Source organism: Marinomonas sp. PE14-40 (genome assembly GCF_051623805.1).
Lineage (GTDB): Bacteria > Pseudomonadota > Gammaproteobacteria > Pseudomonadales > Marinomonadaceae > Marinomonas.
This window is the reverse complement of record NZ_CP130700.1, coordinates 858,242-882,028: the sequence shown is the minus strand read 5'-3', so window position 1 is coordinate 882,028 and position 23,787 is coordinate 858,242. Positions and strand designations below refer to the sequence as shown.

The following is a 23,787-nucleotide window of genomic DNA, read 5'->3' as shown; positions in this document are numbered from 1 at the left end:
TGCCCACATAATTGTTAGAGGTAATGAAATGCAAAACTCAGATGAGTTGGTAAGCAAGCAAACATTAAAATGGGTAACATCTTTTATCGTTGATCTTAATGTGTGTCCTTTTGCTAAACGTGAAGTAGAGCGCGATTCTATTCGTCTATCTGTTGTTAGGTCTAAAAAGACAGGTATTGCTCTTGAAGAACTCATGGCCGAAATTGCTTGGTTAGATGAGAATCCTGAGACAGAAACAAGCTTGGTGGTTTTCCCGACTTTGTTTAATGATTTTGAAAGCTACCTGGATTTTGTAGCAATGACAGAAGACATCATGTTTGAACAAGGCTGTGAAGGCGTTTACCAAGTGGCGACTTTCCATCCAGATTATTGTTTTGATGGTGTTGAGCAAGATGATGTTTCAAATTATACCAATCGCTCGCCTTACCCAATGATTCATTTGCTGCGAGAGGCAAGTGTTGAGAAAGCCATAGAGTTTTACGGCGACACTACCACTATTCCTGATGATAACATTGCTTTAATGGAAGAGATGGGACTCGAGAAAGTAGAGACCATTTTACAGTCTTGTTTAAAGCCTGAAAGCGCAGAGTAAACGATTAATTGATTGCTAATGAGCAATCAAAATAGGTTTAAATTTTTATAAAATGCCGGAGTATTCATGGCTGCTACAATAGGTCGTCAACAGACATTGACCGTAATAAGAGAAAAAGATTTTGGTATGTATCTAGATGCCCACCAGTTTGGTGACGTATTGCTTCCAAAAAGATATGTACCTCAAGGCACTAAAGTTGGGGACGAATTAGAAGTTTTCATCTACCTTGACTCTGAAGATGAATTAATCGCCACCACTCTTGTGCCTAAAGCGCAAGTTGGTGAGTTTGCTGCACTAACTTGCGTTGCAAATAACCGTGTAGGTGCATTTTTTGATTGGGGTTTACCTAAAGATTTATTGGTTCCATTTAGCCAACAGAAGAACACAATAGAAGAGGGTGATACCCACTTAATGTTTGTTTACCTTGACCAAAACACCAATCGTTTGGTCGGAACAACACGTGTAGATGCTTTATTAAACCGCGAAGAGCCGCCTTATCGAGCTGGCGAAAAAGTTCAAGCAATTATTGGCGATAAAACAAACATTGGCTTTAAATGCGTTATTGATAACCGTTTTTGGGGTGTTTTGTTTTTTGAAGATGCTTTTCGCCAATTACGTAAAGGTGAAAAGGTTACTGCATTTATCAAGCGTGTTCGAGATGATGGTAAAATTGATATCAGTCTACAAGAAGTTGGCTATAAAAAGGTGACGGGTATTTTAGGTGACATTCTTCAATACCTTGATGATCACAATGGCGAGATGCCAATTACGGATAAAAGTAGCCCAGAAGCGATTTACGCCGTATTTAAAGTAAGTAAAGCGACCTTTAAAAAAGCGTTAGGGGCACTTTATAAGGACAAGAAAATATTACTGACTAAAGAAAAGGTAACTAAGCTTTAACTCAGTTTTAGGCTAATAAAAAAGGCTATGTTGTGATGACATAGCCTTTTTTAATGCGAAGGTTTTGTAACTAACGTTTGTGATTGTATTCATCTAGTGCAACTTCAAGGTGACTAGCTGTATCTACAAGAACTGCCTTGGAGTTTATTATGTCATTCATGTTTTGTAGGCAAGATTCAGATCTTTCTTGAATTTGCTTAACATCATGGTACATCTTATCTGATGCTTCTCGTTGAGCGGTTGCTGAGCGTGCGCTTTCACTGTTTAAATCTGCCAAGGTTTTAATAAGTTCAGTCATCTGAGTCAATTTGCTTTTAGAGCCATTTACATTATCAGATATGTGTTGAACTTCTTTAGCGCCACTTTCGACTTTATGAACCAGCTCTTCAGATGTTTTTTCCAAATTCTCAATCATACTTTGAATTTCAATCGTTGCTTCTTGTGTTCTAACAGATAACCCACGAACTTCATCAGCAACAACGGCAAAGCCTCGACCCGCTTCACCAGCACGTGCAGCTTCTATAGCAGCATTTAATGCCAGTAAATTCGTTTGCTCTGAAATACCATTAATCACATCTAGCACTGATTTGACTTCATGAGAGGTGTTTCTTAACTCGTTACTTGCTTTAGATGAACTTTGCATTTCAATGCTTAATTGCACCATTAATTTAATGAGCTCTTCAGATTGAGTGTTAACTTCTTGCATATTGCCGTGTAAATTTTGAGCCACTTCGTCTGCTTTCTCTGAATACTCTGCTGAGTCATTCGCTGTTTGAGTGGATTGTAGAACAGCATCAGAGCAGCGTACTAATTCTTCATGTTGTCCAGAAAGGTGGCTCTGTGATGAATTTGAAAGCCGATCAATTTCTTTCGTTTGGTTCGCGACCTGCTTGGAGGCGATGGAAACAGACTCAATTAATTTCACAAGTTTATTTATCGTGCTATCAACAGCGCCACCAATTAACCCAAAGGCATCGCTACCAGAAAAACCTATTCTTTGATTCAGATCGCCAGCTTCAATTTGCTGCATCACACGAATGATATGTTGCAATAGAGGCATAATATTTTGAGCAATGGATATTGCCAGTAAAAAGATAAAAACGATCGCTACAGTACTAAGTATGATAAGGCTTGATGATGACATTGCATCATAGGCTATTTGGTTTTCCTGAAGTAGTGATTCTAGTTGGTAGTGTTGGTAAAGTTGGAAGAGTGTCAATAATAATGCGCAGATGGAAGGTAAAATGAATTTAGTTTCTAAACTAATATTCATTAAAATGCGGTCTCTCCACCCAATTTTTACGTCAGCCATAAATCTATTTCAACCTATTCTAAATATTCTTATCGGTAGTAAATCAAAGTTGTCTTGCTACAGACTTGCACTAAGATTTACTAACTCTAAATAGACCTATGCTTTTTATCAATTAATAAAGACGAATATACGGTATTAAAATTTCACTATGTGACATTTGAAATAAATTGCTCGCATTCTGAACTGAATTGTTGTTATCAATCGATTCAACAGATGTTTGTTTTAGTTACTAAAAGGTGATGAGTTTATCGAATTCATCGAGTTTATTATTGTGGTCGTATCTTTTCTTAATACAAACATGCAAAAAGGACTGTATAGGGAGTTGTATTTGGGATTTATCTGCTTCATTGATCAGAAAACCACTAATGTAGTCAATTTCGGTTTGGCGATGGGAAGAAAAGTCTTGCAACATAGATGATCTGTTTTTACTGGTATTCTTTACCACTAGATCGATTAATCCTGACAGCTCTAACTGATTAAATTTTTTTGTTGCTAAAAAGCGACAAACTTCATCGCGACAAGCTAAATAGTAGGGTGCAAACTTGTCATCCGCTAAATTACCATTTTTGATATCAAAAAAAGCAGTTAGTGGATTAATGACAGCATTAACAGCGAGTTTGGAATAAAGTTTAGTTCCGATATCTGCATGATAAAATGATAAAAAAGGTTTGGGAGGTAATTCAGAGTGATCCAGAGCTCCAATATGAATATCACCTGAGCCTGTTTTCTTAATTTGATTGACACCGAGCTTTAATGCTCCCTCGCTTGTTGTGCCTATAAATAGGGTCTGAGTCTTATTAATTAACATAGCAAGTTGTTGTTGTGCGCCCATGCCATTACATAGCGTGAATATTATGGCGTCATGACTAATTTTGCTGATGTTCTCTTGATAGGCACTGATAAGGTCAAAAGATTTTGTGCAAAACAAAATGCGATTAAATGAGTTGTGGGTAGGGGGAGCCATTCTGCTAAAAGTAGAATTAAGAATCTTATCACTCTGTTCTTGGAGTGGATAATGTCTAACATCATTCCCGTCTTCGACAGTCAATGACTCAAGCTTTTGATTATTTCTATGTAATAGCGTGACATTGATTTTAAGGTCAGCAAGTTTGCTATACCAGAGTAAACCAATTGCACCAGCACCTATGATCAACCAATTTTCGTTGTCGACATTCAAAGTTAATAATCCTGTATAAATCACTGTAATTAATAAGATTTACTGGTATTATCGCCGCAATTAATAAGATTTAAAATGACAGGAGTGAAAAATGCCTTCTTTTGATGTGGTAAATGAACTTGATTGGCACGAAGTGTCAAATGCTGTAGATCAAGCTAACCGTGAGCTTGGTACCCGTTATGACTTTAAGGGTGTAGAGGCTAAGTTTGTTGTCAAAGACAAATCAATTGTGATGGAAGCGCAATTTGAACCGCAGCTTCAGCAAATGTTTGAAATGCTTTTTCAAAAAATGGTTAAGCGTGGAATTGACCTTAAATCCCTTGAAAGAGGTGATGCAACTTTAGGTAATATGCGTGTTAGCCAGCCAATCACTGTTAAAGAGGGAATCGAAGCCCCTGCAGCAAAAAAAATGGTTAAAATGATTAAAGACGCAAAGATAAAGGTTCAAGCTCAAATTCAAGGTGAGCAGTTGCGTGTTACAGGTAAAAAGCGTGACGATTTACAACAAGTGATGGCGTTACTTAAAGGTGCAGAACTTGATGTGCCAGTACAGTTCACTAACTTCAGAGACTAAGTTGTTGTGACCTGAATAAAAACGCACCTTGTAGGTGCGTTTTTTTATATCTTAATTAAGTATGGGTAAAAAAGAGCACTAAGCTTTTTTAATCTTTTGCCCTTTTATTAGCCAGCCTTCCTCCTCAAGATGGGCTTTTTGTCTGTTGTAAGCGTCAGAGTCTTGTTCAAAAGCGATCTCAAAGTTAGATTTAACGACTCTAAACCAGGGTAGCTCTGTGTCTTTAGGTAGCATTTTGAGTATCCTGCCAACTTGCCTCGCATAATTAGCTTGCCCTGAACGTTTTGCTAGACCACCATAAGTAATTAACTCACCTTTAGGTATGTGATGTAATTGAGTGAATAATATTAATTTAAACTGCTCCATTGCTTGATTACTCATGGTTCGGCCTTACATAGAAATAAAGAATGTTTAAGAGAAGGTAAATATGCGAATTGCACTGATTGTTTTTATATTATTTCCAATTATCGAAATGATGCTTTTAATCGAAGTGGGAAGTCAAATTGGAACGCTAACAACAATTGCTTTAGTTTTCTTAACCGCCATTTTAGGCGTCAATCTTATTCGAAAGCAAGGTGCGCAAACCATGATGCGTGCTCAAGAAAAAATTCGCCAAGGTGCGTTGCCAGCTAATGAAATGTTAGAAGGGCTTATGCTTGGTCTGGCTGGTGTCTGTTTGCTTGTTCCTGGCTTTGTTTCAGATACGATAGGTGCTCTATTATTATTGCCTATGTTCCGTAAAAGTATCGCAGCTATATTTTTGGTTAAATTCATCAGTAGTCGTGTCAATATGCATGCTGCTTGGAATAAAAACGGTTCAGCTTTCGATCAAGGTGGTGACACCTTTGAAGGTGAATACCGTAATGAAGACAAAGACATGCTAGATAAAAAATAATTTTAGTTATGGGGTTGAAAAGTATTTTGACAGCCTCATTATCAAAAACAGTAACAAACTCCTGCTTTTAGGTAGGCTTTAAAAAAACCAGGGTAACTTGGTATTGATTTAATATTGGAGAAAAAGATCAATGAATATTCGTCCGTTACACGATCGTGTTGTTGTCCGTCGTAAAGAAGAAGAAACAACAACAGCTTCTGGTATTGTTTTACCAGGTTCAGCAACTGAAAAACCAACACAAGGTGAAGTTGTTGCAGTAGGTACTGGTCGTATTCAATCAAATGGTGAAGTTGCTGCACTAGCTGTTAGCGTGGGCGAAACTGTTGTTTTTGGTCAGTACTCAGGTCAAACCATCAAACTAGATGGTGAAGAACTTTTGATCATGAAAGAAGAAGAGATCTACGGCATTATTGGCTAAGTTTTAAGCCTAATACGTAAATAAATAATAAATAACCGAATTTTAGGAAATAAAAAAGATGTCTGCTAAAGAAGTTAAGTTTAGTGATAGCGCTCGCCAGCAAATGCTTAAAGGCGTAAATGTTTTGGCTGATGCCGTAAAAGTTACTCTTGGACCAAAAGGCCGTAACGTAGTAATCGAAAAATCTTTCGGCGCGCCTCTAGTAACCAAAGATGGTGTATCTGTAGCGAAAGAAATCGAATTAGAGAACCGTTTTGAGAACATGGGCGCTCAAATGGTTAAAGAAGTTGCTTCACAAGCGAATGATGTTGCTGGTGATGGTACAACTACTGCGACTGTTCTAGCTCAAGCGCTTGTTACTGAAGGTCTCAAATCTGTTGCTGCGGGTCGTAACCCAATGGATCTTAAGCGTGGTATCGATAAAGCAACTCAAGCCGTTGTAGCGCAAATTGCTTCACAATCTCAGCCATGTGCAGATACTAAAGCAGTAGAGCAAGTTGGTACTATCTCTGCAAACTCTGATTCAAGCGTTGGTAAAATTATTGCTGAAGCAATGGAGCGTGTTGGTAAAGAAGGTGTTATTACTGTAGAAGAAGGTTCTGGCTTTGATGATGAGTTAGATGTTGTTGAAGGTATGCAGTTTGATCGCGGTTATTTGTCTCCTTACTTCATCAACAACCAAGAAACTATGAGTGCTGATTTGGAAAACCCATTCATCCTTATGGTCGACAAAAAAATCACTAACATCCGTGATCTACTTCCTATTCTAGAAGGCGTGGCTAAAGCATCTCGCCCTCTATTGATCGTTGCAGAAGATGTTGAAGGTGAAGCGTTAGCAACCCTAGTTGTAAACAGCATGCGCGGTATTGTTAAAGTTGCAGCAGTTAAAGCGCCTGGCTTTGGTGATCGTCGTAAAGCAATGCTACAAGATATCGCTATCTTAACAGGTGGTGAAGTGATTTCTGAAGAAGTTGGCATGAGCTTAGAAACAGCGACTCTAGAGCAACTAGGTACAGCTAAACGTGTTACTTTGACCAAAGAAAGCACAACGATTGTTGACGGTGCTGGTAACGAAGCGACAATTCAAGGTCGTGTAGCTCAAATTCGTGCTGAAATTGAATCTTCTACTTCTGAATACGATAAAGAGAAGCTTCAAGAGCGTGTTGCTAAGCTTGCTGGTGGTGTTGCTGTTATCAAGATTGGTGCAGCGACTGAAATTGCAATGAAAGAGAAAAAAGCACGTGTTGATGATGCTCTTCATGCAACTCGCGCAGCAGTTGAAGAAGGTGTTGTTGCTGGTGGTGGTGTTGCACTTGTTCGCGCACTTTCAACTGTTTCTGCTATCGAAACTGACAACGAAGACCAAGATGTTGGTGTTCAACTAGCGCTTCGCGCTATGGAAGCGCCTATGCGTCAGATTGCAACAAACGCAGGTGATGAAGCCTCTGTTGTAGTTGATAAAGTTAAGCAAGGCGAAGGTAACTATGGTTACAATGCTGCAACTGGTAACTACGGTGACATGCTAGAAATGGGTATCCTAGATCCAGCTAAAGTTACTCGTTCAGCGCTTCAAGCTGCATCTTCTGTTGCTGGTCTTATGATCACAACTGAAGCTATGATCGCTGATATCCCGAAAGAAGAAGCTGCTGCTATGCCTGATATGGGTGGCATGGGCGGAATGGGTGGTATGGGCGGCATGATGTAATTCATCTCCCCAAACTAGCTATCTAAGAAAGGCCTCGCAACTAGTTGCGGGGCCTTTTTTGTGAAGTGCAATTTTTTCGTCACTTAAGTGTGGTAGTAGGTGAAGCTTATAGGTTATCAAAGCGTTCGCATTGATGTTGCAAGCAACTTATGACGAAGGAAACAGGATGGAATATTCACCATGTTATAGAACGTCATAAAGGTGGAGTGAAAAAATGGATAATCTGGTGTTGTTGCACTCAAATTTCCATCGACAATTGCACTGCAGGTGAAAATATGCACTTGAAAAATATAGAAATGTCTATATTTATGTTCTTAAGAAAGTAAGGAGCGTTTTCTTATTCCCCTTGGAGCGGACCCTTTTCTATATATTAAGGGCGGAGGTTTGTTGTCTTGCAAAATCAAAACTTAGAATTGTTACTAAAGGTTTATAATAAAGAAGATTTTGAAGTTGAAATGGAGTTGTTACTTATTAATGAGTTAATTTCTTCAGGATATCTGTTTAAACAAAGTGATAGTTATTTTGATATCACGGTTGCTGGCAGAAATGCTCTTCGAAAAAATCAGTGAATCTTAAGTAAAGAAGATGTGACGTTGGATAGGGTCCAAGAGTTCGTCAATAATTGGGATGATCTTCGTAAAATCTGTTCAAGAGATGAAGTGTTCTTATTATCTGATGTTGGTCTTATTAATTTTATCGAAGATAGAAGTGTAAAATTGTTAGGAAGTCTAACAGTCTTTTCTCTTCGTAAAGATCTTAATTCTTGGAAGTCAGCGCTGCTGGTCTAATGTTTTTTTAGACTTATAAAGGCTTGAGCTGTATGCGGGGAAACTCGCAAGTACAGTTCTTAGGGGAGGGGGAGTCAGCAATGGCTTCTTCTTACCCGACAGAGGTAACACTCTTACTTCTTAACCCGAAGCCTTATAAAAGCCCGAATATTTGTATTCGGTTTTTTTTATGCCTATAAAACTAATTTATTTTGTTTTTTTTGCTTGGGATATGAAATCCTTAAGGTAGTTAATATGCTGCTCATCTTTACGGATACCAACAAAGATTTGCTTATTGATCCCTTTTTCTCCAAAACGAATGCTTTTAATGGGCATTGATTTAGCGTATTCATCTACTAGCCAGCCTGGGAGTGCGCAAACACCTCGACCTGCTGCGACCATCTGTAACATGATTTCGGTTGTTTCAATGTATTTATGCTTTTTTACTGTGCACTTTGCAGGACTGAGAAACTGGCTGAAAACATCAAGTCTTTCAGGTTCGACAGGGTAGCTAAATAAAACGTCTTGAGTTAGTTGCTCGGGCAAAACATATGCTTGATTTGCAAGTTTGTGAGACTCACTCACAACAAGCTTATGTTCATAGTCAAAGACAGGTATGTATTCTACTTTGGGTTTATAGAGAGGATCTGGTGTAATAAGTACATCAATTTCGTAACTTAGCAATGCTCCTAAAGCGCAAAATTGAAATTCTTGTTTAACATCCATATCTATATCAGGCCATTGCTCCAAATAGGGCTGTATAACTCTTAATAGCCATTGGTAGCAAGGGTGGCATTCCATACCAATACGCAATGCGCCGGCTTCACCTTTAGCAATTTGTTTGAGTAATAGCTCAGTGTAGGAGAATTGCGGTAACACTCTATTGGCGAGGGTTTGAATTCGATCTCCGGCTGGCGTTAGGCGTAAGCTACGACCATCTTTCTTCCAGATAGGGGTTTCTATCTGACCTTCTAGCTTTTTAATGCTATGACTTAAGGCGGACTGAGATAGGTGTAAAGTATCTGCCGCTTTAGTTAATGTGCCGTGCTCTTTTATTGCTGTTAGTATCTCTAAGTGGATTCTTTCGAGCACTTTTAGCTCCAATTTAATGTATTATTATGAGTATTATTCATCGATATCATAAATAGTATCATTAATTTCATTTTGATTTTAGCTTAGTGCTTTATTTTCTGCTTATAATGTATCGGTGACTTGTCCTGAGTAAGGTGGTCACTTTGAGGAAGGTTTGAAGGTTGAAGAGTTAAGGGCTTATTCTAAATTCACAAAAGTAAGCCCCATATATTGATTTATTAATTAATGGTAGATAAAAGCTCTTTTCTTATTATTTCAGTTCCAGCACTCAATGCTGCCAATTTGCCTCTAGCGATTTGCCTGGATAAAGGCGCCATACCACAGTTTGTGGAAGGGTAGAGCTTATCTGCATCGACGTGTTTAAGTGCTTTACGAAGGGTATGAGCGACTTCCTCTGGTGTTTCAATAATACTAGTTGCAACATCAATGGCACCTACCATGACTTTCTTTCCGCGAATAAGCTCAAGTAACTCGATTGGAACCTGTGAGTTGTGGCACTCTAATGAAATAATATCAATATTTGATGCCTGTAGTTTTGGGAATACTTCTTCATATTGGCGCCATTCTGATCCTAATGTATTTTTCCAATCGGTATTGGCTTTAATGCCGTAGCCATAACAGATATGAACAGCCGTTTCACATTTGAGCCCTTCTATCGCTCTTTCTAAACAGGTGACTCCCCAATCATTCACCTCTTCAAAAAATACATTAAACGCAGGTTCATCAAATTGGATAATATCAACACCAGCGGCTGCTAGCTCTTTTGCTTCTTGGTTAAGTATCTTTGCAAACTCCCAGGCTAGCTTCTCACGGCTGTGATAATGATCGTCATACAAGGTATCTACCATTGTCATTGGACCAGGTAGTGCCCATTTAATGGGTTTGCTGGTTTGCTTTCGCAAAAGTTTAGCATCTTCAATAAATACAGATTTAGGTCTAGACACTTCACCTACAACAGTGGGGACGCTAGCCTCATACCGATCACGAATTTTTACGATTTGACGATTTTCAAAATCTACACCCGTTAAACTTTCAATAAATGTGGTAACGAAATGCTGACGAGTCTGCTCGCCATCACTCACTATATCAATGCCAGCTTGTTGCTGCTCATGTAATGAGATGCGTAAAGCATCATGTTTACCATCAGTTAATTCTTTATTTGCTAGTTTCCAAGGTGACCATAATGTTTCTGGTTGAGCTAACCATGATGGTTTAGGTAAGCTGCCCGCAGTCGAGGTCGGTAACAGTGTTCTGTGTGTGTTATTTTTCATAATAAATACAACTAAATTTGAATAGATTAAAGGGCGTAATTAGCTGACCATTGCTCAAGTTTTGATTTAAATGGTTTGATGAAGTGCTCTTCAGCGAACTTTCCTTGTTTAATTGCCAATTTATTTCTCTCTTCACGGTCATAAATAATTTGAGTTAATGAATGATCTAAATTATTTAAGTTTGGTTGGTAACAGCTTCCCGCAACAGCATTGGCATTATAGATTTCAGGTCGATAAATTTTTTGAAATGTTTCCATTGTGCTGATTGTGCTTATCAACTCCAGATTGGAATAGTCGTTAAGTAAATCACCAACGAAGTAGAATGCTAACGGTGCAACGCTGTTTGGTGGCATAAAATAACGAACTTGTAAGCCCATTTTTTTGAAGTATTGCTCAGTTAAAGATGTTTCATTGGCCTGGTATTCAAAGCCTAAAAGAGGGTGTTGGTTTTCAGTTCTATGGTAGGTTTTGTTATCTGAAACACTTAAGCATATAACCGGTGCTTTGTTGAAGTGCTGTTTATAAGTGTTTGAGTTCACAAAACACTTAAAGAGTTGACCGTGTAGTTCACCAAAATTATTTGGGATGCTAAATTTGCTTTGAGTTTTATTGTGATCGAGCAATAAAACACTAAAGTCATAATCTCTCACGTAAGAAGAGAAGTTGTTTCCTACTATGCCTTCAGTCCGTTCGTTTGTCTGATTATCTAGAATATTCGTTTTTAATACTTCAATAGATGGGAAGCTTTTATCGCTGCTATCAATATTTATATCCACGGAAATAATTTCAAGCTCGATAGAATAGCGAACGCCTTTTGGATTATCCCAATAAGCTAAGGAATTAAATCTGCTATCTATCATACTTAAGGCTTTACGCAAATTCTGCTGTCGGTGATCCCCTCTTGCTAAGTTTGCAAAGTTGGTTGTTAGGCGTGTTTTGTCAGATGGTTGGTAATTCTCATCTAGATAAATGCTCTTAATGGTAAAATTTAACTCTTTATTAATCTTCATTAGATATCCAATTCTTTCTAGGTGGCCCTAATTTTTGCTTTTAAAACATAAGTAGTATCTTGGTTAAACATGTACTGCTTTTTGTCTTGTTTGGAGTGATGTGTAATTTATAAATGTTTCTAAGTATTAAAAAAATCGATTTTATTTCATCGATTTATGATTAACGCTCATGGGTTTGTAGTTGAACTGTTTGAAAGATAATTTTTTAAATTAAGGGTTGGAGGTTGTGAAAGGGGATACAGCTTGTTGAAAATTGCTTTGTGACATTTTGATATTGTGTATGACGGGATGTTGTAGGACGAATATAAACATCGAGATAGAAAGCATTAACTTTTTGACCTAACTTATCATGCTTGTGAATAGCGGAGCTTTTTTTGTGAGAATGAGTGTCATTAAGGTAAGTGTTTGTTACTATCTATAAGGATAGAATATTGATTTAGTTGGGATTTTGGATGAGTTCATTAAGTAATCAGTTGGTGTTGGATCTGTTGCAGAATAAGCGTTACGGGGTTGAATATCAGCCTATCGTTTGTGTTTCAACAGATGAAATTATTGCTTATGAAGCGTTATCAAGATTTTATACTGCAACAGGCGAGTCTTTAAGGCCAGATCTAGTCTATGCTTCATTGCATCATAATCTCCTGAGTCTTTATCAAGTGGAATATGAGCAAAAAAAGATTCAACTTGAGCATGCTCCATTAGATAAGACAATCTTTGTTAATTTGGATCAGGACGCTTTTTTTGCAAGTGGTGTGACAGGGATAGAAAACCCATTTGTTCAGTTGATACGCTCTCATAAACACAATCAAGTGATGGTGGAGTTAATTGAAAACTCAGAGCTTAATGATGCCTTAATGAGTTTGTCTATGATTGAAACCTTAGCTGCTTATGATATTGGGACTGCAATTGATGATTTGTGTAATCCAAAATCTATGATATCTGTTTCTGTGATGCAGTTAGTCGATGTTATTAAATTGGATAAGCATGTAGTAAAAAAAGCGGATGATGAGCGCTTTATGCTTTTTACCAAAAAAATGATCGAGTTTGGACGACAATCAGATAAGAAAATTGTATTAGAAGGGATAGAGACTGAGAGCGATCTCGCTTTTGCTAGAGAGTTAGGTGTCGATTATGTGCAAGGTTTTTTATACAAACCTCAGTTTATTCAGCGACCTTGATTAAAATATCAACAATCAGGCGAAAAAAAGAATGGAAACTGGCTTGTATTTGCCCAATCGCAAAGATTAGCCAAACCATTGATTCTAAAGCTATTGATAAATCCCTATCCCTGTAAGATACTTATGATACTTTTGATTAGTAGTTTGGTGAAATAAGGGAAGCTTATGCTCAAGAAGACGCTCGTTAGTATCGCTGTGGCAAGCACACTATCCATTACGTCGGCACATGCTCTAGAACTTGGCGAGCTAACCGCCATATCTAAGGCAGATGAGCCTTTTAAAGCTGAAATCCAATTATTAGATGTAAATGCGCTAAAACCAAACGAAGTCCGTATTCGGCTTGGAAGTGAAAGTGAATTTAGACAAGCTGAAATTGTTCCTAATAGAATTCTATCTCGCCTAAGATTCCAGGTAAGACAACCATCAAATGGTAAATTAGTTATTGATGTTGTTAGTCGCGATAAACTTGATGTCGAAAACCTAGACTTTGTTCTTTCTGCTAGATGGCCAAGCGGTAAAGTGGTGCGCGGCTACAAGGTACCTTTAAAAGAAAGTGTGTTGGTGGAGAGTAGTGGTGGTGAAGTTGTGCAATCTAGTAAGGTTGCCAAAGCTAACAATACGATAAATAGAACGACTTTTGTTGATGCCCGTAGTTTGCTTGAATCCATGCCTACAGAAGGGACTTACACTACATCTCAAGGCAATACTCTTTGGTCACTAGCTGATCGAAATAAACCAAATAATCAATTAACGGTTTATCAAACCATGATGGCGATTCAAGCATTAAATGAAGATGCTTTTTACGCCAATAACATTAATTTGATGAAAGAGGGGGCTATCTTAAGGCTTCCTACAAAAGAACAGATAGCGTTATTCAATAAAGCTATGTCCAAGCAAGAGTTTGAAAAACAAAATCAAGCTTGGATGGACTTAAAAAGAAATGGACGTATAGCAAAGCAAATTGAGTCTGCTCAATTAAATACTCAAGCTAACTCTAAGCCTGCTAGCAAAGTTCGTGGGATTTCTGAAGATACTTTATCTTTGATCGCCGGTGCTAGCGTATTACCAGAAGGTGCTGCAAGCTCCAATGATGGAAGCTCTGAGAAAATCTCTCAATTAGAGCAAGAGCTATCGTCAACCAAAGAAAATCTAGATAAAGAAAGCCGCGAAAAAGTAGAGTTGGGGCAAAAGTTAAATGATTTAAACTCTCAACTAGCCACGCTTGAAGAACTCATTAGTTTGAAAGATGCTCAACTTGCTGAGTTACAACAGCAGTTTATGTCTGCACAAAATGCACTACAAGAACAAAAGAATACCGTTGATCAGCTGTTAGAAGCTGATCAATTAAGACGCGAAAAAGAAATGGCTGAAGAGGCATCTTTTGTTAATCGCTTCTTTGGGAATCCGATTTTTGTGTCTATAGCCTCCGTACTTCTACTCTTATTTGGTTTCCTAATAGGCTTCTTAATAAAGAAGTCAGGAAAAAAAAAGGAAGAGGGTGACGAGCTAAGTGATTTTGATTTAGCTAGCGAATCACTTGCACCTGTTGCTCTTGCAGAGGCTGTGGCTCCTGAAATGACTCCGACACCTGAAAAAGAAGAGGAAGATGACGATCCTTTCTCTTTCGATTTTGATGGTGCTGTAGATGATGATGCAAGCATTGATTCAGATTTGGATATGGATATTGCCGATGATCCATTTGCTGAAGACCTAGACGCTAATGAGGCTGTTGAAGAAACGCCTGTCGAAGAAGAAGCCTTCGGGGATGAAGCCTTTGGGGATGATATCTTTGACGATAGTGCTTTTTCAGATGATCTTGATCTAGATGATGTGAAAGAAGAAATTGAAGAAGATTTTGGTTTAGATCTAGATGAAGTCGACGATCTTGAAGTGGTTGATGAAGAAGATATCCCGACAATTGAGCCTGAGCCCGAATTAGAAGAGAATATCTTTGAAGAAGCTGTAGACATTCTTGAAGAAGATGATGTTGAAGACTCAGAAGAAGCTGATTTCGTTAATAATTTGTTAAATGATACAGAAGAACAAGACGATATTGATGAAACTGCTATTTTCGATGAAGATCCAAATGAAAGTTTAGCGAACAGCATTGAAGAGTCTTTAACTGAAGCTCAAAGTGATCTTGACGATGACTTAGCTGTCCCAAGCTTTACTGAAGAAGATGCTAAAGAAGACGATGAAGCCAGTGATGAAGAAGAGGAATTTGATTTCTTTGATGCCAGTGGTGATGAAGTTGCAACAAAATTAGACCTAGCAAGAGCCTATATGGATATGGGTGATGAAGAAGGTGCTCGAGTTATTCTTGAAGATGTCCTTACCTCAGGCAATGAAGCCCAAGTTTCAGAGTCTCAAAGTATGATAGATCGGATGTCACCAAGTGAGTAAAAAGAAAGTCGCGTTAGTTGTTGAATATAAAGGAACTGAATATAAAGGATGGCAAGCTCAAAAATACGATGTACCAACAGTACAAAAATATCTTGAAACTGCGCTATCTAAAATAGCTGCACATACGGTAAAGGTAGTATGTGCAGGAAGAACCGATGCCAGTGTGCATGCTAGTGCACAAGTGGTACATTTTGAAACAGACGCTGAGCGTAGTGAGAAAGCTTGGACGTTAGGTGTAAATTCTAATCTACCAAAAGATATCGCTGTTGTTGCAGCAGCGAATATGCATTCAAGTTTTCACGCTCGTTTTAGTGCTGTCAGTCGTCGTTATCGCTATGTTATCTATTCTAGTCCTCTTCGTCCTGCCATTATGTCCAAAGAAGTTACTTGGACTCATAAGTCGCTTGATATTTCTAAGATGCAACAGGCAGCTAAGGTATTTGTCGGTAAGCACGACTTTAGTTCATTCAGAGCGGTTGGATGTCAGGCACATACCCCTGTTCGAACTATCTTAAATTTCGAGATTTATCAATCTGGTCAATACATAGTTTTAGATATTAGAGCGAATGCTTTTTTACATCATATGATACGTAACTTTGCAGGTGTCTTAATGACTATTGGTGCTGGTGAAGAAGAGGTATCATGGGCTAGAAAAGTATTGGAGGCGAGAGATAGGACTAAGGGAGGAATTACTGGTCCACCTGAAGGATTGTATTTTGTCGACGCCGAGTACCCAGAAGAATTTAAAGTTCCTAAAGTAGCATTAGGGCCACATTTTTTACCTTATTTTGAAGAGCCTAGTTATGAATTGCCGAGTTAAAATTTGTGGTATTACTAATTTAGAAGATGCTTTGCATGCATGCGAGCAAGGTGCAGATGCTTTAGGTTTTGTTTTTTATGAAAAGTCACCAAGGTATATTGAACCAGCAAAAGCGAACGAAATAGTTAATCAACTTCCTCCCTTTGTTGTTCCAGTTGCTTTATTCGTAAATGCAGAAAAGCAGCTAATCCAATCAGTAATCGGCGACAATAAACGATGGGTTATCCAGTTTCATGGTGATGAAACTAATGAAGAGTGCCTAAGTTATGAGCTGACATTTATTAAAGCACTTAGAGTTAAGCCTAATGACGATATTAACAAAGAGTTAACTAAGTACCCTGATGCTAGCGCTATTCTTTTAGATGCTTATAAAGCAGGCGTTCCAGGCGGTACAGGTGAAAGTTTTAATTGGGAGTTGGTACCGAATAATACCAATAAATCTATCATATTAGCAGGCGGATTAACGGTAAATAATATTCGTCAAGCTGTAGAACAAGTACAACCTTATGCGGTCGACGTCAGTGGGGGCGTTGAGTTATCAAAAGGCATTAAGGATCATAATAAAGTACAACAATTTATTACTGGAGCTAAACGTGGACAATAAAATAGCTGATAACCTACCGGATCAAAATGGTCGTTTTGGTCAATATGGTGGTGTTTTTGTATCTGAAACGCTAATGGCTGCGTTGGAAGATTTAACTGAACTTTATGAAAAAATGTCAAAAGATGAAGAGTTTCAGTCAGCTTTTGATAAAGATCTTGCTCACTATGTTGGTCGTCCATCACCTTTATATTTTGCTGAACGACTAACTCAAAAAGCTGGCGGCGCAAAAATTTATTTAAAGCGTGAAGATCTTAATCACACAGGTGCTCATAAGATTAATAATACGATTGGCCAAGCGCTTTTGGCTAAGCATATGGGTAAACCAAATATTATTGCTGAAACAGGTGCTGGACAACATGGTGTCGCATCAGCAACGGTAGCTGCTCGTTTAGGTTTAAATTGTAAAGTATTTATGGGTGCAGAAGACATCAAGCGTCAGTCCTTAAATGTGTATCGAATGAAGTTGCTGGGCGCAGAGGTTATTCCTGTTGATTCTGGTACACAAACACTTAAAGATGCTCTTAATGAAGCTATGCGTCATTGGGTTAGTCATGTTGATGATACTTTTTACATCATTGGCACGGCAGCGGGTCCGCACCCTTACCCTAAGTTGGTAAGAGACTTTCAGGCTGTTATTGGTCGTGAAACCAAAGTTCAATGCATGGAGCAAGAAGGGCGATTGCCTGACGCTGTCGTGGCATGTGTTGGTGGTGGTTCAAATGCTATTGGTATGTTTCACCCATTTCTACAGGATGAGTCTGTTGCAATGTATGGCGTTGAAGCTGGTGGAAACGGTGTTGAAACAGGTGAACATGCTGCGCCATTAACAGCGGGTCGACCTGGCGTACTTCATGGTAATCGTACTTATATTATGGCTGACGAAGACGGTCAGATAAGCGGTACGCATTCCATTTCAGCGGGACTTGATTATCCTGGTGTTGGTCCAGAGCATGCTTGGTTAAAAGACATTGGCCGCGCAAATTATGTTGCAATCAATGATGATGAGGCGATGGACGGTTTCCGTGACTTAACGCGTTTAGAAGGTATTATGCCAGCGCTCGAATCAAGTCATGCGGTTGCTTATGGTATGAAGCTTGCTGCCACTATGGATGAAGATCAAATCGTTGTAGTGAATTTATCCGGGCGCGGTGACAAAGATATTTTAACAGTCGCTGAACTTGATGGGGTTGAGGTTTAAGATGAATCGTATAAAAAATTGCTTTGCCGAACTAAAGCGCACTAACAAAAAAGCCTTGATCCCATTTGTTGAGGCAGGTGATCCAAGTCCTAATCACACTGTCGATATTATGCATGGTTTAGTTGCATCTGGTAGCAGTATTATTGAATTGGGTATGGCCTTCTCTGATCCTATGGCAGATGGCCCAGTCATTCAATTGGCTTGTGAAAGAGCGCTTGCGGCAGGCATTACTGTCGCAAAAGTACTTGAGATAGTTGCCGAGTTTAGAACTAAAGATAATACAACGCCTGTTGTATTAATGGGCTATTTGAACCCAATTGAGTTCTTTGGATATGAAAAATTTGCTAAAGCAGCAAAAGAAGCAGGTGTTGATGGCATTTTATTAGTCGATCTGACTCCAGAAGAAGCGACAGATGTAGTAGAATGCTTTTCGCAGAATGATATTGATCTCATTTATTTATTAGCGCCGACGACAACAAAAAGCAGAGCTAAAAAAATCTGCGATCAAGCGTCGGGCTATGTTTATTACGTGTCAGTGAAGGGGGTTACTGGTTCTGCAGCATTAGATGTAGACAGTGTTCGCTCACATGTTGAAAGTTTAAGAGAAATTACTGACCTGCCTATTGGTGTTGGTTTTGGTATTCGTGATGCCCAAACAGCAAAAGCGGTTAGCCAATGTGCTGATGGCGTCATTGTTGGTAGTGTATTGGTAAATGCAATTGCAGATAACCAAACACAATCAAGTGATGTTGTTGTTAAAGCTTTATCAGATATCTTAATGCCTATGCGTACCAGCATGGACAGTGTTTAAGTCAGTTTAAAAGACAGAATTGGAGTTTAAATGAGTAGTTGGCTAGATAAATTTGTTCCTTCAAACTTTAGAAGTGAAGCAAAATCTCGTAGTTCAGTACCAGAAGGTCTTTGGAAGAAATGTCCGAAATGTGAAAATGTTTTGTACCGTCCAGAGCTTGAAAAGAATTTAGATGTTTGCCCAAAGTGTGATCATCATATGCGTGTAAGTGCGCGTCGCCGATTGGATTTATTTCTTGATCAAGAAGGGCGTTTTGAAATCGCAGCTGATTTAGAGCCAGAAGATAAGCTTAAGTTTAAAGACTCTAAGCGTTATAAAGATCGTTTGGTTGCAGCTCAAAAGAATACTGGCGAAAAAGACGCTCTAATTGCAATGGAAGGTACGCTAAATGGCATGCCTGTCGTTGCCGTTGCTTTTGAGTTTAGCTTCCTAGGTGGCTCTATGGGCTCAATTGTAGGCGAGCGCTTTATTCAAGCTGTTAATGTTTGTTTAGAAAAACGTATTCCTCTTGTGTGTTTTTCTGCAAGTGGTGGTGCACGTATGCAAGAAGCCTTAATTTCTTTGATGCAGATGGCAAAAACCAGTGCTGGTCTTGAGCGCATGAAGCAACAAGGTATTCCTTATATTTCTGCTATGACTGACCCTGTATTTGGTGGTGTTTCTGCTTCTCTAGCTATGCTAGGTGATTTGAATGTTGCTGAACCAAATGCTTTGATTGGCTTTGCAGGTCCTCGTGTTATCGAGCAAACAGTGCGTGAAAAATTGCCAGAAGGCTTTCAACGCAGTGAGTTCCTATTAGATAAGGGTGCTCTAGATATGATTATTTCTCGCCACGATTTACGTGATCGTTTATATAACATTCTTTCTATCCTTACTAATAAGGCTGCTTAACTTAATGCACCCTAAGTCTCTTTCTGACTGGCTTTCTTATATAGAAAGTCAGCACCCAAATAATATTGAGTTAGGTCTTGATCGTTGTTCTGCTGTATTAGATAAGCTCAATTATGATCGACCTAAAAATGATATTTTCACCATCTCCGGTACAAACGGTAAGGGTTCGACCTGTACTTTTTTAACTCATTTCTTGGGTATGAAGGGTTTAAGTGTTGGTACTTTTACATCACCACACTTTGTTCGTTTTAATGAGCGAATTGCAATTAATGGTGAGCCAGTTTCTGATGATATTATTTGCCAAGCTTTTGCGCATATAGAAGAAATACGAGGCAATATAGCGCTAACTTACTTTGAATTTAATACGTTAGCTGCCATTTATATCTTTTCGAATGCAAACTTGGATTATTGGGTGCTAGAGGTGGGCTTAGGTGGCCGCTTAGATTCAGTCAATATGATTGATGCTGATGTTGCAGCTGTAACCTCTATATCGCTAGATCATATTGATTGGCTAGGTGATTCATTAGACGTAATTGCTCAAGAAAAAGTCGGAATTGCACGAAAGGGAAAACTGCTAATTAGTGGTGTAAATAACCCTCCAAAAAGCTTAGCTGTTAGGGCAAGTGAAATCGGAGCAGATCTCAAGCAAAAAGGGGAAGACTTTTACTATAATCTGAACCCTAATAACACTTGGTCTTGGCAAGGTAATGGTCAATCTATCAATGATTTGCCAATACCTAGTTTACCTGTTGAAAATGCTGCCACTGTTTTGGCTATTCTAAGTTATTGCGGTTTTGACTTAGAGTTCGAAGTACTAAGCAAGCTAATGCTTGATGCTAGTTTAACTGGCCGATACCAAACCCTAATGACTTCCCCTAATATAATACTTGATGTTGCCCATAACCCTGAAGCCGCACAAGAGTTACAACGTCGTATTAAGGCATCAAACAAACAAACAGTTGCAGTATGTGGAATGTTACACGATAAGGATATTGAAGCCGTGTTAACTTGCCTAAAAGACGATTTCAAACAATGGTATTTAGCTGACCTTGAAGGGCCAAGAGGCGCAAGTTCAGACCAACTATCACAATATCTAAACACCTCTAAGCAGTTTAAGAGTGTTGCTGAAGCATTTGATGCTGCAGTCAAGGAAGTTGGCACAGATGATATTAACATCATTGTTTTCGGTTCATTTGTGACAGTGGCAGATTGTATATCTCACCACGAAGAAAATTATTAACCATATATTAAGCAGGCTCAGGATTAATGCTGGATAAAAGTTCAACTCATAGACTGATTGGCGCAGGTATTATGCTGGTTGCCGCTGCGGCATTGCTTCCTGTAATTCTTGATGGAGAAAGGCCTCCTGAACTTGATCTAGATATCCAAGTCTCTAAAGCACCTGTTATTCCAGAAGTTGTCATTAAGTCTGTTCAGCCTTTGCCAAGCGTTGATAAGCAAATTGAGTTCAAAAAACTTAATAAAGCGAATGATGTTAAAACTAAAGATGTGGTTGTTCAAACGCCAAAAACACCTGCACCTAGTAAGGTTACAAAACAGGAGCCTAAGCAAACTAAGGTGCCTGTTGTTAAGAAACTAGAAAAAACCAGTAAAAAAGCTAAGTGGACGCTTCAAATAGCCAGCTTTAAAAGTAGAGAAAATGCCAACGCGCTTGTGAAAAAGTTACAAGCTGCAAATTACCCAGCTTACACCATTACCACGAAAACTTTGTTCAAAGTTTATGTTGGCCCTGAAATAAAACGATCAAGATCTGAATCTTTGAAACAAGAGATTAAGAAGAAGTTTTCTCTTGAGGGTTTCATCGTTAAATATTCCGCAAATTAGATTGATTTAAAGTTTTATGCCTTGGCATTTAATCGACTTCTGGTAAACTTCACTGCGGATTAGATGAGGCAAATATGGATCAGATTAGTTCTATTGCGACCCTTGATTGGGTTGTTTTCGCAGTCATAACACTATCCACGTTATTAAGTCTAAAACGTGGTTTCATTAAAGAAGTACTATCATTAATAACTTGGGTGTTAGCCTTTGTTATTGCTGTGAAGTTTTCGTCTCAAATGCAAAGTCTAATTGTTGATCAGGTTCAGAATGATCAAATCCGCTACATAGTCGCATTCGCCTCTTTATTTGTTGTTAGTTTATGTGTTGGCGCATTAATAAATTTTTTACTCGGTTCCTTAATCAAGATTACTGGATTATCCAGTACGGATAGGGTGCTGGGCATGTTGTTTGGATTTGCTAGAGGCACACTTATTTTAGTCGCCTTTACCTCTTTGTTAAGCTTAAGTCCTGTTGTTACTGAAACAGACTTTTGGAAAGACTCTAAGTTAGTACCTAAGTTGGTCGTACTTAAAGATTGGGCGCGTGATGTGTTAGGCAAGGGTTCGGATTATTTAGATCCATCCCTCATAGAGCGCGCTCTCGGCAGTTAGAGAAACGGATTCAATAAGTAACATGTTTGTTGTGATTTATTGAATCCCAACAAACAGCTTAGCGGAAACTGTTTCTTGAGTTTTAGGTGAATTTCACCACCCCAAACACGAGGAATAAAAGCATGTGCGGTATAGTTGGTATCGTGGGTACTTCATTGGTTAACCAGGCTATCTATGATGCGTTAACCTTACTACAGCATCGTGGACAAGATGCTGCAGGTATGGTGACCAGCCATAATGGTAAACTTTGTTTACGTAAAGATAATGGCAGTGTTAGTGAAGTTTTTAGAACACGTCACATGAAGAAGCTCATGGGTAACATAGGCATAGGTCATGCTCGTTACCCAACCGCTGGGACTTCTAGTTCTGCAGAGGCTCAGCCTTTCTATGTCAACTCTCCTTATGGTATTTCACTTGCCCATAATGGCAACCTGACTAATACAGAAAAACTTGGACAAGAAGTTTTTGAGTCAGATTTACGTCATATTAATACCACTTCTGATTCTGAAGTATTATTGAATGTACTAGCTCATGAGCTACATCAAGAAGGTAAGCTAATCCCAAAACCTGATGATATCTTTAACGCGGTAGAGCGTGTTTATCATCGTATAGAGGGTGGTTATGCCGTTGTTGCGCTCATTACTGGTTACGGCATACTTGCATTTAGAGATCCTGATGGTATCCGTCCTCTAATATATGGCTCTCGTATCACCGAAGCTGGTGATACTGAGTATATGATCGCTTCGGAAAGTGTTGCGTTAGATGCTGCTGGTTTTAAAGTTGAGCGTGATATTAAGCCTGGTGAAGCCATTTTTATGGATTTGAATCAGCAAGTATATTTCAGACAATGCACGCCGGAAAAAATCTCGCGCCCTTGTTTGTTTGAATACGTTTATTTTGCTCGTCCTGATACAGTAATTGATAATATTTCTGTCTATAAAGCTCGTATTAATATGGGTGAAAAGTTAGCCAAGAAAATTGCGGTTGAATGGGCTGATTTAGATATAGATGTTGTCATACCTATCCCTGATACTAGTCGTACTGCAGCACTTCAAATTGCCCAAGAAATTGGCGTACCATTTAGAGAAGGTTTAGTTAAAAACCGCTATATCGGTCGTACGTTTATCATGCCTGGACAAGAAGTTCGACGTAAATCTGTTCGTCAAAAACTTAACCCTGTGCCGTTTGAATTTAAAGATAAGGCTGTTTTATTGGTGGATGACTCGATAGTTCGAGGCACTACAAGTAAAGAGATTATTGAAATGGCACGTGATGCAGGCGCTAAAAAAGTTTATATCGCCTCTGCTGCTCCAGAAGTACGCTATCCAAATGTTTATGGTATTGATATGCCTGCTGCAGAAGAGCTGATCGCACATAACCGTAATGTTAGTGAAATTTGTGAGCTAATTGGTGCGGATGGCTTAATCTTCCAGGATCTAAGTGATCTTATTGATGCTTGTATTGATGAGAAGCATTCAGATGTTCGAGAGTTTGATACTTCTGTATTCGACGGTAATTATATTACTGGTGATATCGATGAAACATACTTAAACAGACTGGAAGCTTCAAGAAAAGACACGCAAAAACAAGAATCACAACCGCAATCAAATGACATGATGCGTCCATTCTAGTAACCTCTATTAAATAAGAGGGTTATCTATTAACTCTCTTATTTATCTCGCTTTTTTTATGATTTTCTGGAGATTCTAATCTCCG

General features: G+C 38.7%; 24 protein-coding genes. 18 read left to right on the top strand and 6 right to left on the bottom strand.

Annotated elements, in window-relative coordinates:
• Positions 1 to 28: 28 nt before the first annotated feature.
• The gene (locus Q0A08_RS04075) at positions 29 to 592 is read left to right on the top strand and encodes a DUF1415 domain-containing protein (protein ID WP_438465055.1); all 564 of its coding nucleotides are present in this window, start codon (positions 29 to 31) and stop codon (positions 590 to 592) included.
• Positions 593 to 658: 66 nt separating this feature from the next.
• Positions 659 to 1,492, top strand: coding sequence for a CvfB family protein (locus Q0A08_RS04070; protein ID WP_438465054.1), 834 nt, complete (start codon positions 659 to 661; stop codon positions 1,490 to 1,492).
• 70 nt (positions 1,493 to 1,562) lie between these two features.
• On the opposite strand, the gene Q0A08_RS04065 is transcribed toward Q0A08_RS04070, so the two are convergent.
• Positions 1,563 to 2,765, bottom strand: a complete 1,203-nt coding sequence (locus tag Q0A08_RS04065) for a methyl-accepting chemotaxis protein (RefSeq protein WP_438465052.1) — start codon at positions 2,763 to 2,765, stop codon at positions 1,563 to 1,565.
• Between the two features lie 268 nt (positions 2,766 to 3,033).
• A complete protein-coding gene (locus Q0A08_RS04060) occupies positions 3,034 to 3,981 on the bottom strand; it encodes a ketopantoate reductase family protein (RefSeq protein ID WP_438465050.1) in 948 nt (315 codons plus the stop codon).
• 91 nt (positions 3,982 to 4,072) lie between these two features.
• On the opposite strand from Q0A08_RS04060, the gene Q0A08_RS04055 reads away from it, so the two are divergent.
• Entirely contained in the window at positions 4,073 to 4,555 is a 483-nt protein-coding gene (locus Q0A08_RS04055) for a YajQ family cyclic di-GMP-binding protein (RefSeq protein WP_438465049.1), read from the top strand.
• A 78-nt stretch (positions 4,556 to 4,633) separates the two neighbouring features.
• Here Q0A08_RS04055 and Q0A08_RS04050 read toward each other — a convergent pair whose 3' ends face one another.
• Positions 4,634 to 4,936 carry an MGMT family protein gene (locus tag Q0A08_RS04050; protein ID WP_052702124.1) on the bottom strand — a complete coding sequence of 101 codons (303 nt, stop codon included), beginning with the start codon at positions 4,934 to 4,936 and terminating at the stop codon, positions 4,634 to 4,636.
• Positions 4,937 to 4,982: 46 nt separating this feature from the next.
• Here Q0A08_RS04050 and Q0A08_RS04045 point away from each other — a divergent pair, with 46 nt between their 5' ends.
• The 4 genes from Q0A08_RS04045 (at position 4,983) to Q0A08_RS04030 (ending at position 8,142) form a co-directional block, all read left to right on the top strand.
• Positions 4,983 to 5,450 carry an FxsA family protein gene (locus Q0A08_RS04045; RefSeq protein WP_438465048.1) on the top strand — a complete coding sequence of 156 codons (468 nt, stop codon included), beginning with the start codon at positions 4,983 to 4,985 and terminating at the stop codon, positions 5,448 to 5,450.
• 130 nt (positions 5,451 to 5,580) lie between these two features.
• Positions 5,581 to 5,868, top strand: coding sequence for a co-chaperone GroES (locus Q0A08_RS04040; RefSeq protein WP_046017362.1), 288 nt, complete (start codon positions 5,581 to 5,583; stop codon positions 5,866 to 5,868).
• A gap of 58 nt (positions 5,869 to 5,926) precedes the next feature.
• Complete coding sequence (gene groL, locus Q0A08_RS04035) at positions 5,927 to 7,573, top strand: chaperonin GroEL (RefSeq protein WP_438465046.1); 1,647 nt, start codon at positions 5,927 to 5,929, stop codon at positions 7,571 to 7,573.
• Between the two features lie 392 nt (positions 7,574 to 7,965).
• The gene (locus tag Q0A08_RS04030; RefSeq protein ID WP_438465045.1) at positions 7,966 to 8,142 is read left to right on the top strand and encodes a hypothetical protein; all 177 of its coding nucleotides are present in this window, start codon (positions 7,966 to 7,968) and stop codon (positions 8,140 to 8,142) included.
• 405 nt (positions 8,143 to 8,547) lie between these two features.
• Here the strand turns inward: Q0A08_RS04030 and Q0A08_RS04025 are convergent, their stop codons facing one another.
• The 3 genes from Q0A08_RS04025 to Q0A08_RS04015 form a co-directional block, all read right to left on the bottom strand.
• Entirely contained in the window at positions 8,548 to 9,432 is an 885-nt protein-coding gene (locus tag Q0A08_RS04025; RefSeq protein WP_438465044.1) for a LysR family transcriptional regulator, read from the bottom strand.
• A 218-nt stretch (positions 9,433 to 9,650) separates the two neighbouring features.
• On the bottom strand, positions 9,651 to 10,703 hold the full coding sequence (locus Q0A08_RS04020) for a methionine synthase (RefSeq protein ID WP_438465043.1): 1,053 nt from the start codon (positions 10,701 to 10,703) through the stop codon (positions 9,651 to 9,653).
• A gap of 26 nt (positions 10,704 to 10,729) precedes the next feature.
• A complete protein-coding gene (locus Q0A08_RS04015; protein WP_438465041.1) occupies positions 10,730 to 11,713 on the bottom strand; it encodes a DUF1852 domain-containing protein in 984 nt (327 codons plus the stop codon).
• A gap of 452 nt (positions 11,714 to 12,165) precedes the next feature.
• On the opposite strand from Q0A08_RS04015, the gene Q0A08_RS04010 reads away from it, so the two are divergent.
• The 11 genes from Q0A08_RS04010 to purF all read left to right on the top strand — a co-directional run bounded on the left by Q0A08_RS04010 (position 12,166) and on the right by purF (position 23,702).
• Entirely contained in the window at positions 12,166 to 12,891 is a 726-nt protein-coding gene (locus Q0A08_RS04010) for an EAL domain-containing protein (protein ID WP_438465040.1), read from the top strand.
• Between the two features lie 165 nt (positions 12,892 to 13,056).
• Positions 13,057 to 15,294 carry a FimV/HubP family polar landmark protein gene (locus Q0A08_RS04005; protein WP_438465038.1) on the top strand — a complete coding sequence of 746 codons (2,238 nt, stop codon included), beginning with the start codon at positions 13,057 to 13,059 and terminating at the stop codon, positions 15,292 to 15,294.
• Positions 15,287 to 16,114 carry a tRNA pseudouridine(38-40) synthase TruA gene (truA, locus tag Q0A08_RS04000; RefSeq protein WP_438465037.1) on the top strand — a complete coding sequence of 276 codons (828 nt, stop codon included), beginning with the start codon at positions 15,287 to 15,289 and terminating at the stop codon, positions 16,112 to 16,114. The genes Q0A08_RS04005 and truA overlap by 8 nt, the downstream gene beginning before the upstream one ends.
• Positions 16,098 to 16,718 (top strand): phosphoribosylanthranilate isomerase, encoded by a 621-nt coding sequence (locus tag Q0A08_RS03995; protein WP_438465035.1) that lies wholly within the window; start codon positions 16,098 to 16,100, stop codon positions 16,716 to 16,718. Before truA ends, Q0A08_RS03995 begins: the two co-directional genes overlap by 17 nt.
• Complete coding sequence (gene trpB / locus Q0A08_RS03990; protein ID WP_438465033.1) at positions 16,708 to 17,916, top strand: tryptophan synthase subunit beta; 1,209 nt, start codon at positions 16,708 to 16,710, stop codon at positions 17,914 to 17,916. Before Q0A08_RS03995 ends, trpB begins: the two co-directional genes overlap by 11 nt.
• Before the next feature lies 1 nt (position 17,917).
• Positions 17,918 to 18,727, top strand: coding sequence for a tryptophan synthase subunit alpha (trpA, locus tag Q0A08_RS03985; RefSeq protein WP_438465032.1), 810 nt, complete (start codon positions 17,918 to 17,920; stop codon positions 18,725 to 18,727).
• Positions 18,728 to 18,757: 30 nt separating this feature from the next.
• Positions 18,758 to 19,618, top strand: a complete 861-nt coding sequence (gene accD / locus Q0A08_RS03980; protein WP_438465031.1) for an acetyl-CoA carboxylase, carboxyltransferase subunit beta — start codon at positions 18,758 to 18,760, stop codon at positions 19,616 to 19,618.
• A gap of 4 nt (positions 19,619 to 19,622) precedes the next feature.
• Positions 19,623 to 20,858, top strand: coding sequence for a bifunctional tetrahydrofolate synthase/dihydrofolate synthase (folC, locus tag Q0A08_RS03975; protein ID WP_438465030.1), 1,236 nt, complete (start codon positions 19,623 to 19,625; stop codon positions 20,856 to 20,858).
• A gap of 26 nt (positions 20,859 to 20,884) precedes the next feature.
• Positions 20,885 to 21,463 carry an SPOR domain-containing protein gene (locus Q0A08_RS03970; RefSeq protein WP_438465029.1) on the top strand — a complete coding sequence of 193 codons (579 nt, stop codon included), beginning with the start codon at positions 20,885 to 20,887 and terminating at the stop codon, positions 21,461 to 21,463.
• Between the two features lie 74 nt (positions 21,464 to 21,537).
• Entirely contained in the window at positions 21,538 to 22,071 is a 534-nt protein-coding gene (locus tag Q0A08_RS03965; protein ID WP_438465027.1) for a CvpA family protein, read from the top strand.
• 122 nt (positions 22,072 to 22,193) lie between these two features.
• Positions 22,194 to 23,702, top strand: coding sequence for an amidophosphoribosyltransferase (gene purF / locus Q0A08_RS03960; RefSeq protein ID WP_438465026.1), 1,509 nt, complete (start codon positions 22,194 to 22,196; stop codon positions 23,700 to 23,702).
• Positions 23,703 to 23,787 lie beyond the last annotated feature (85 nt).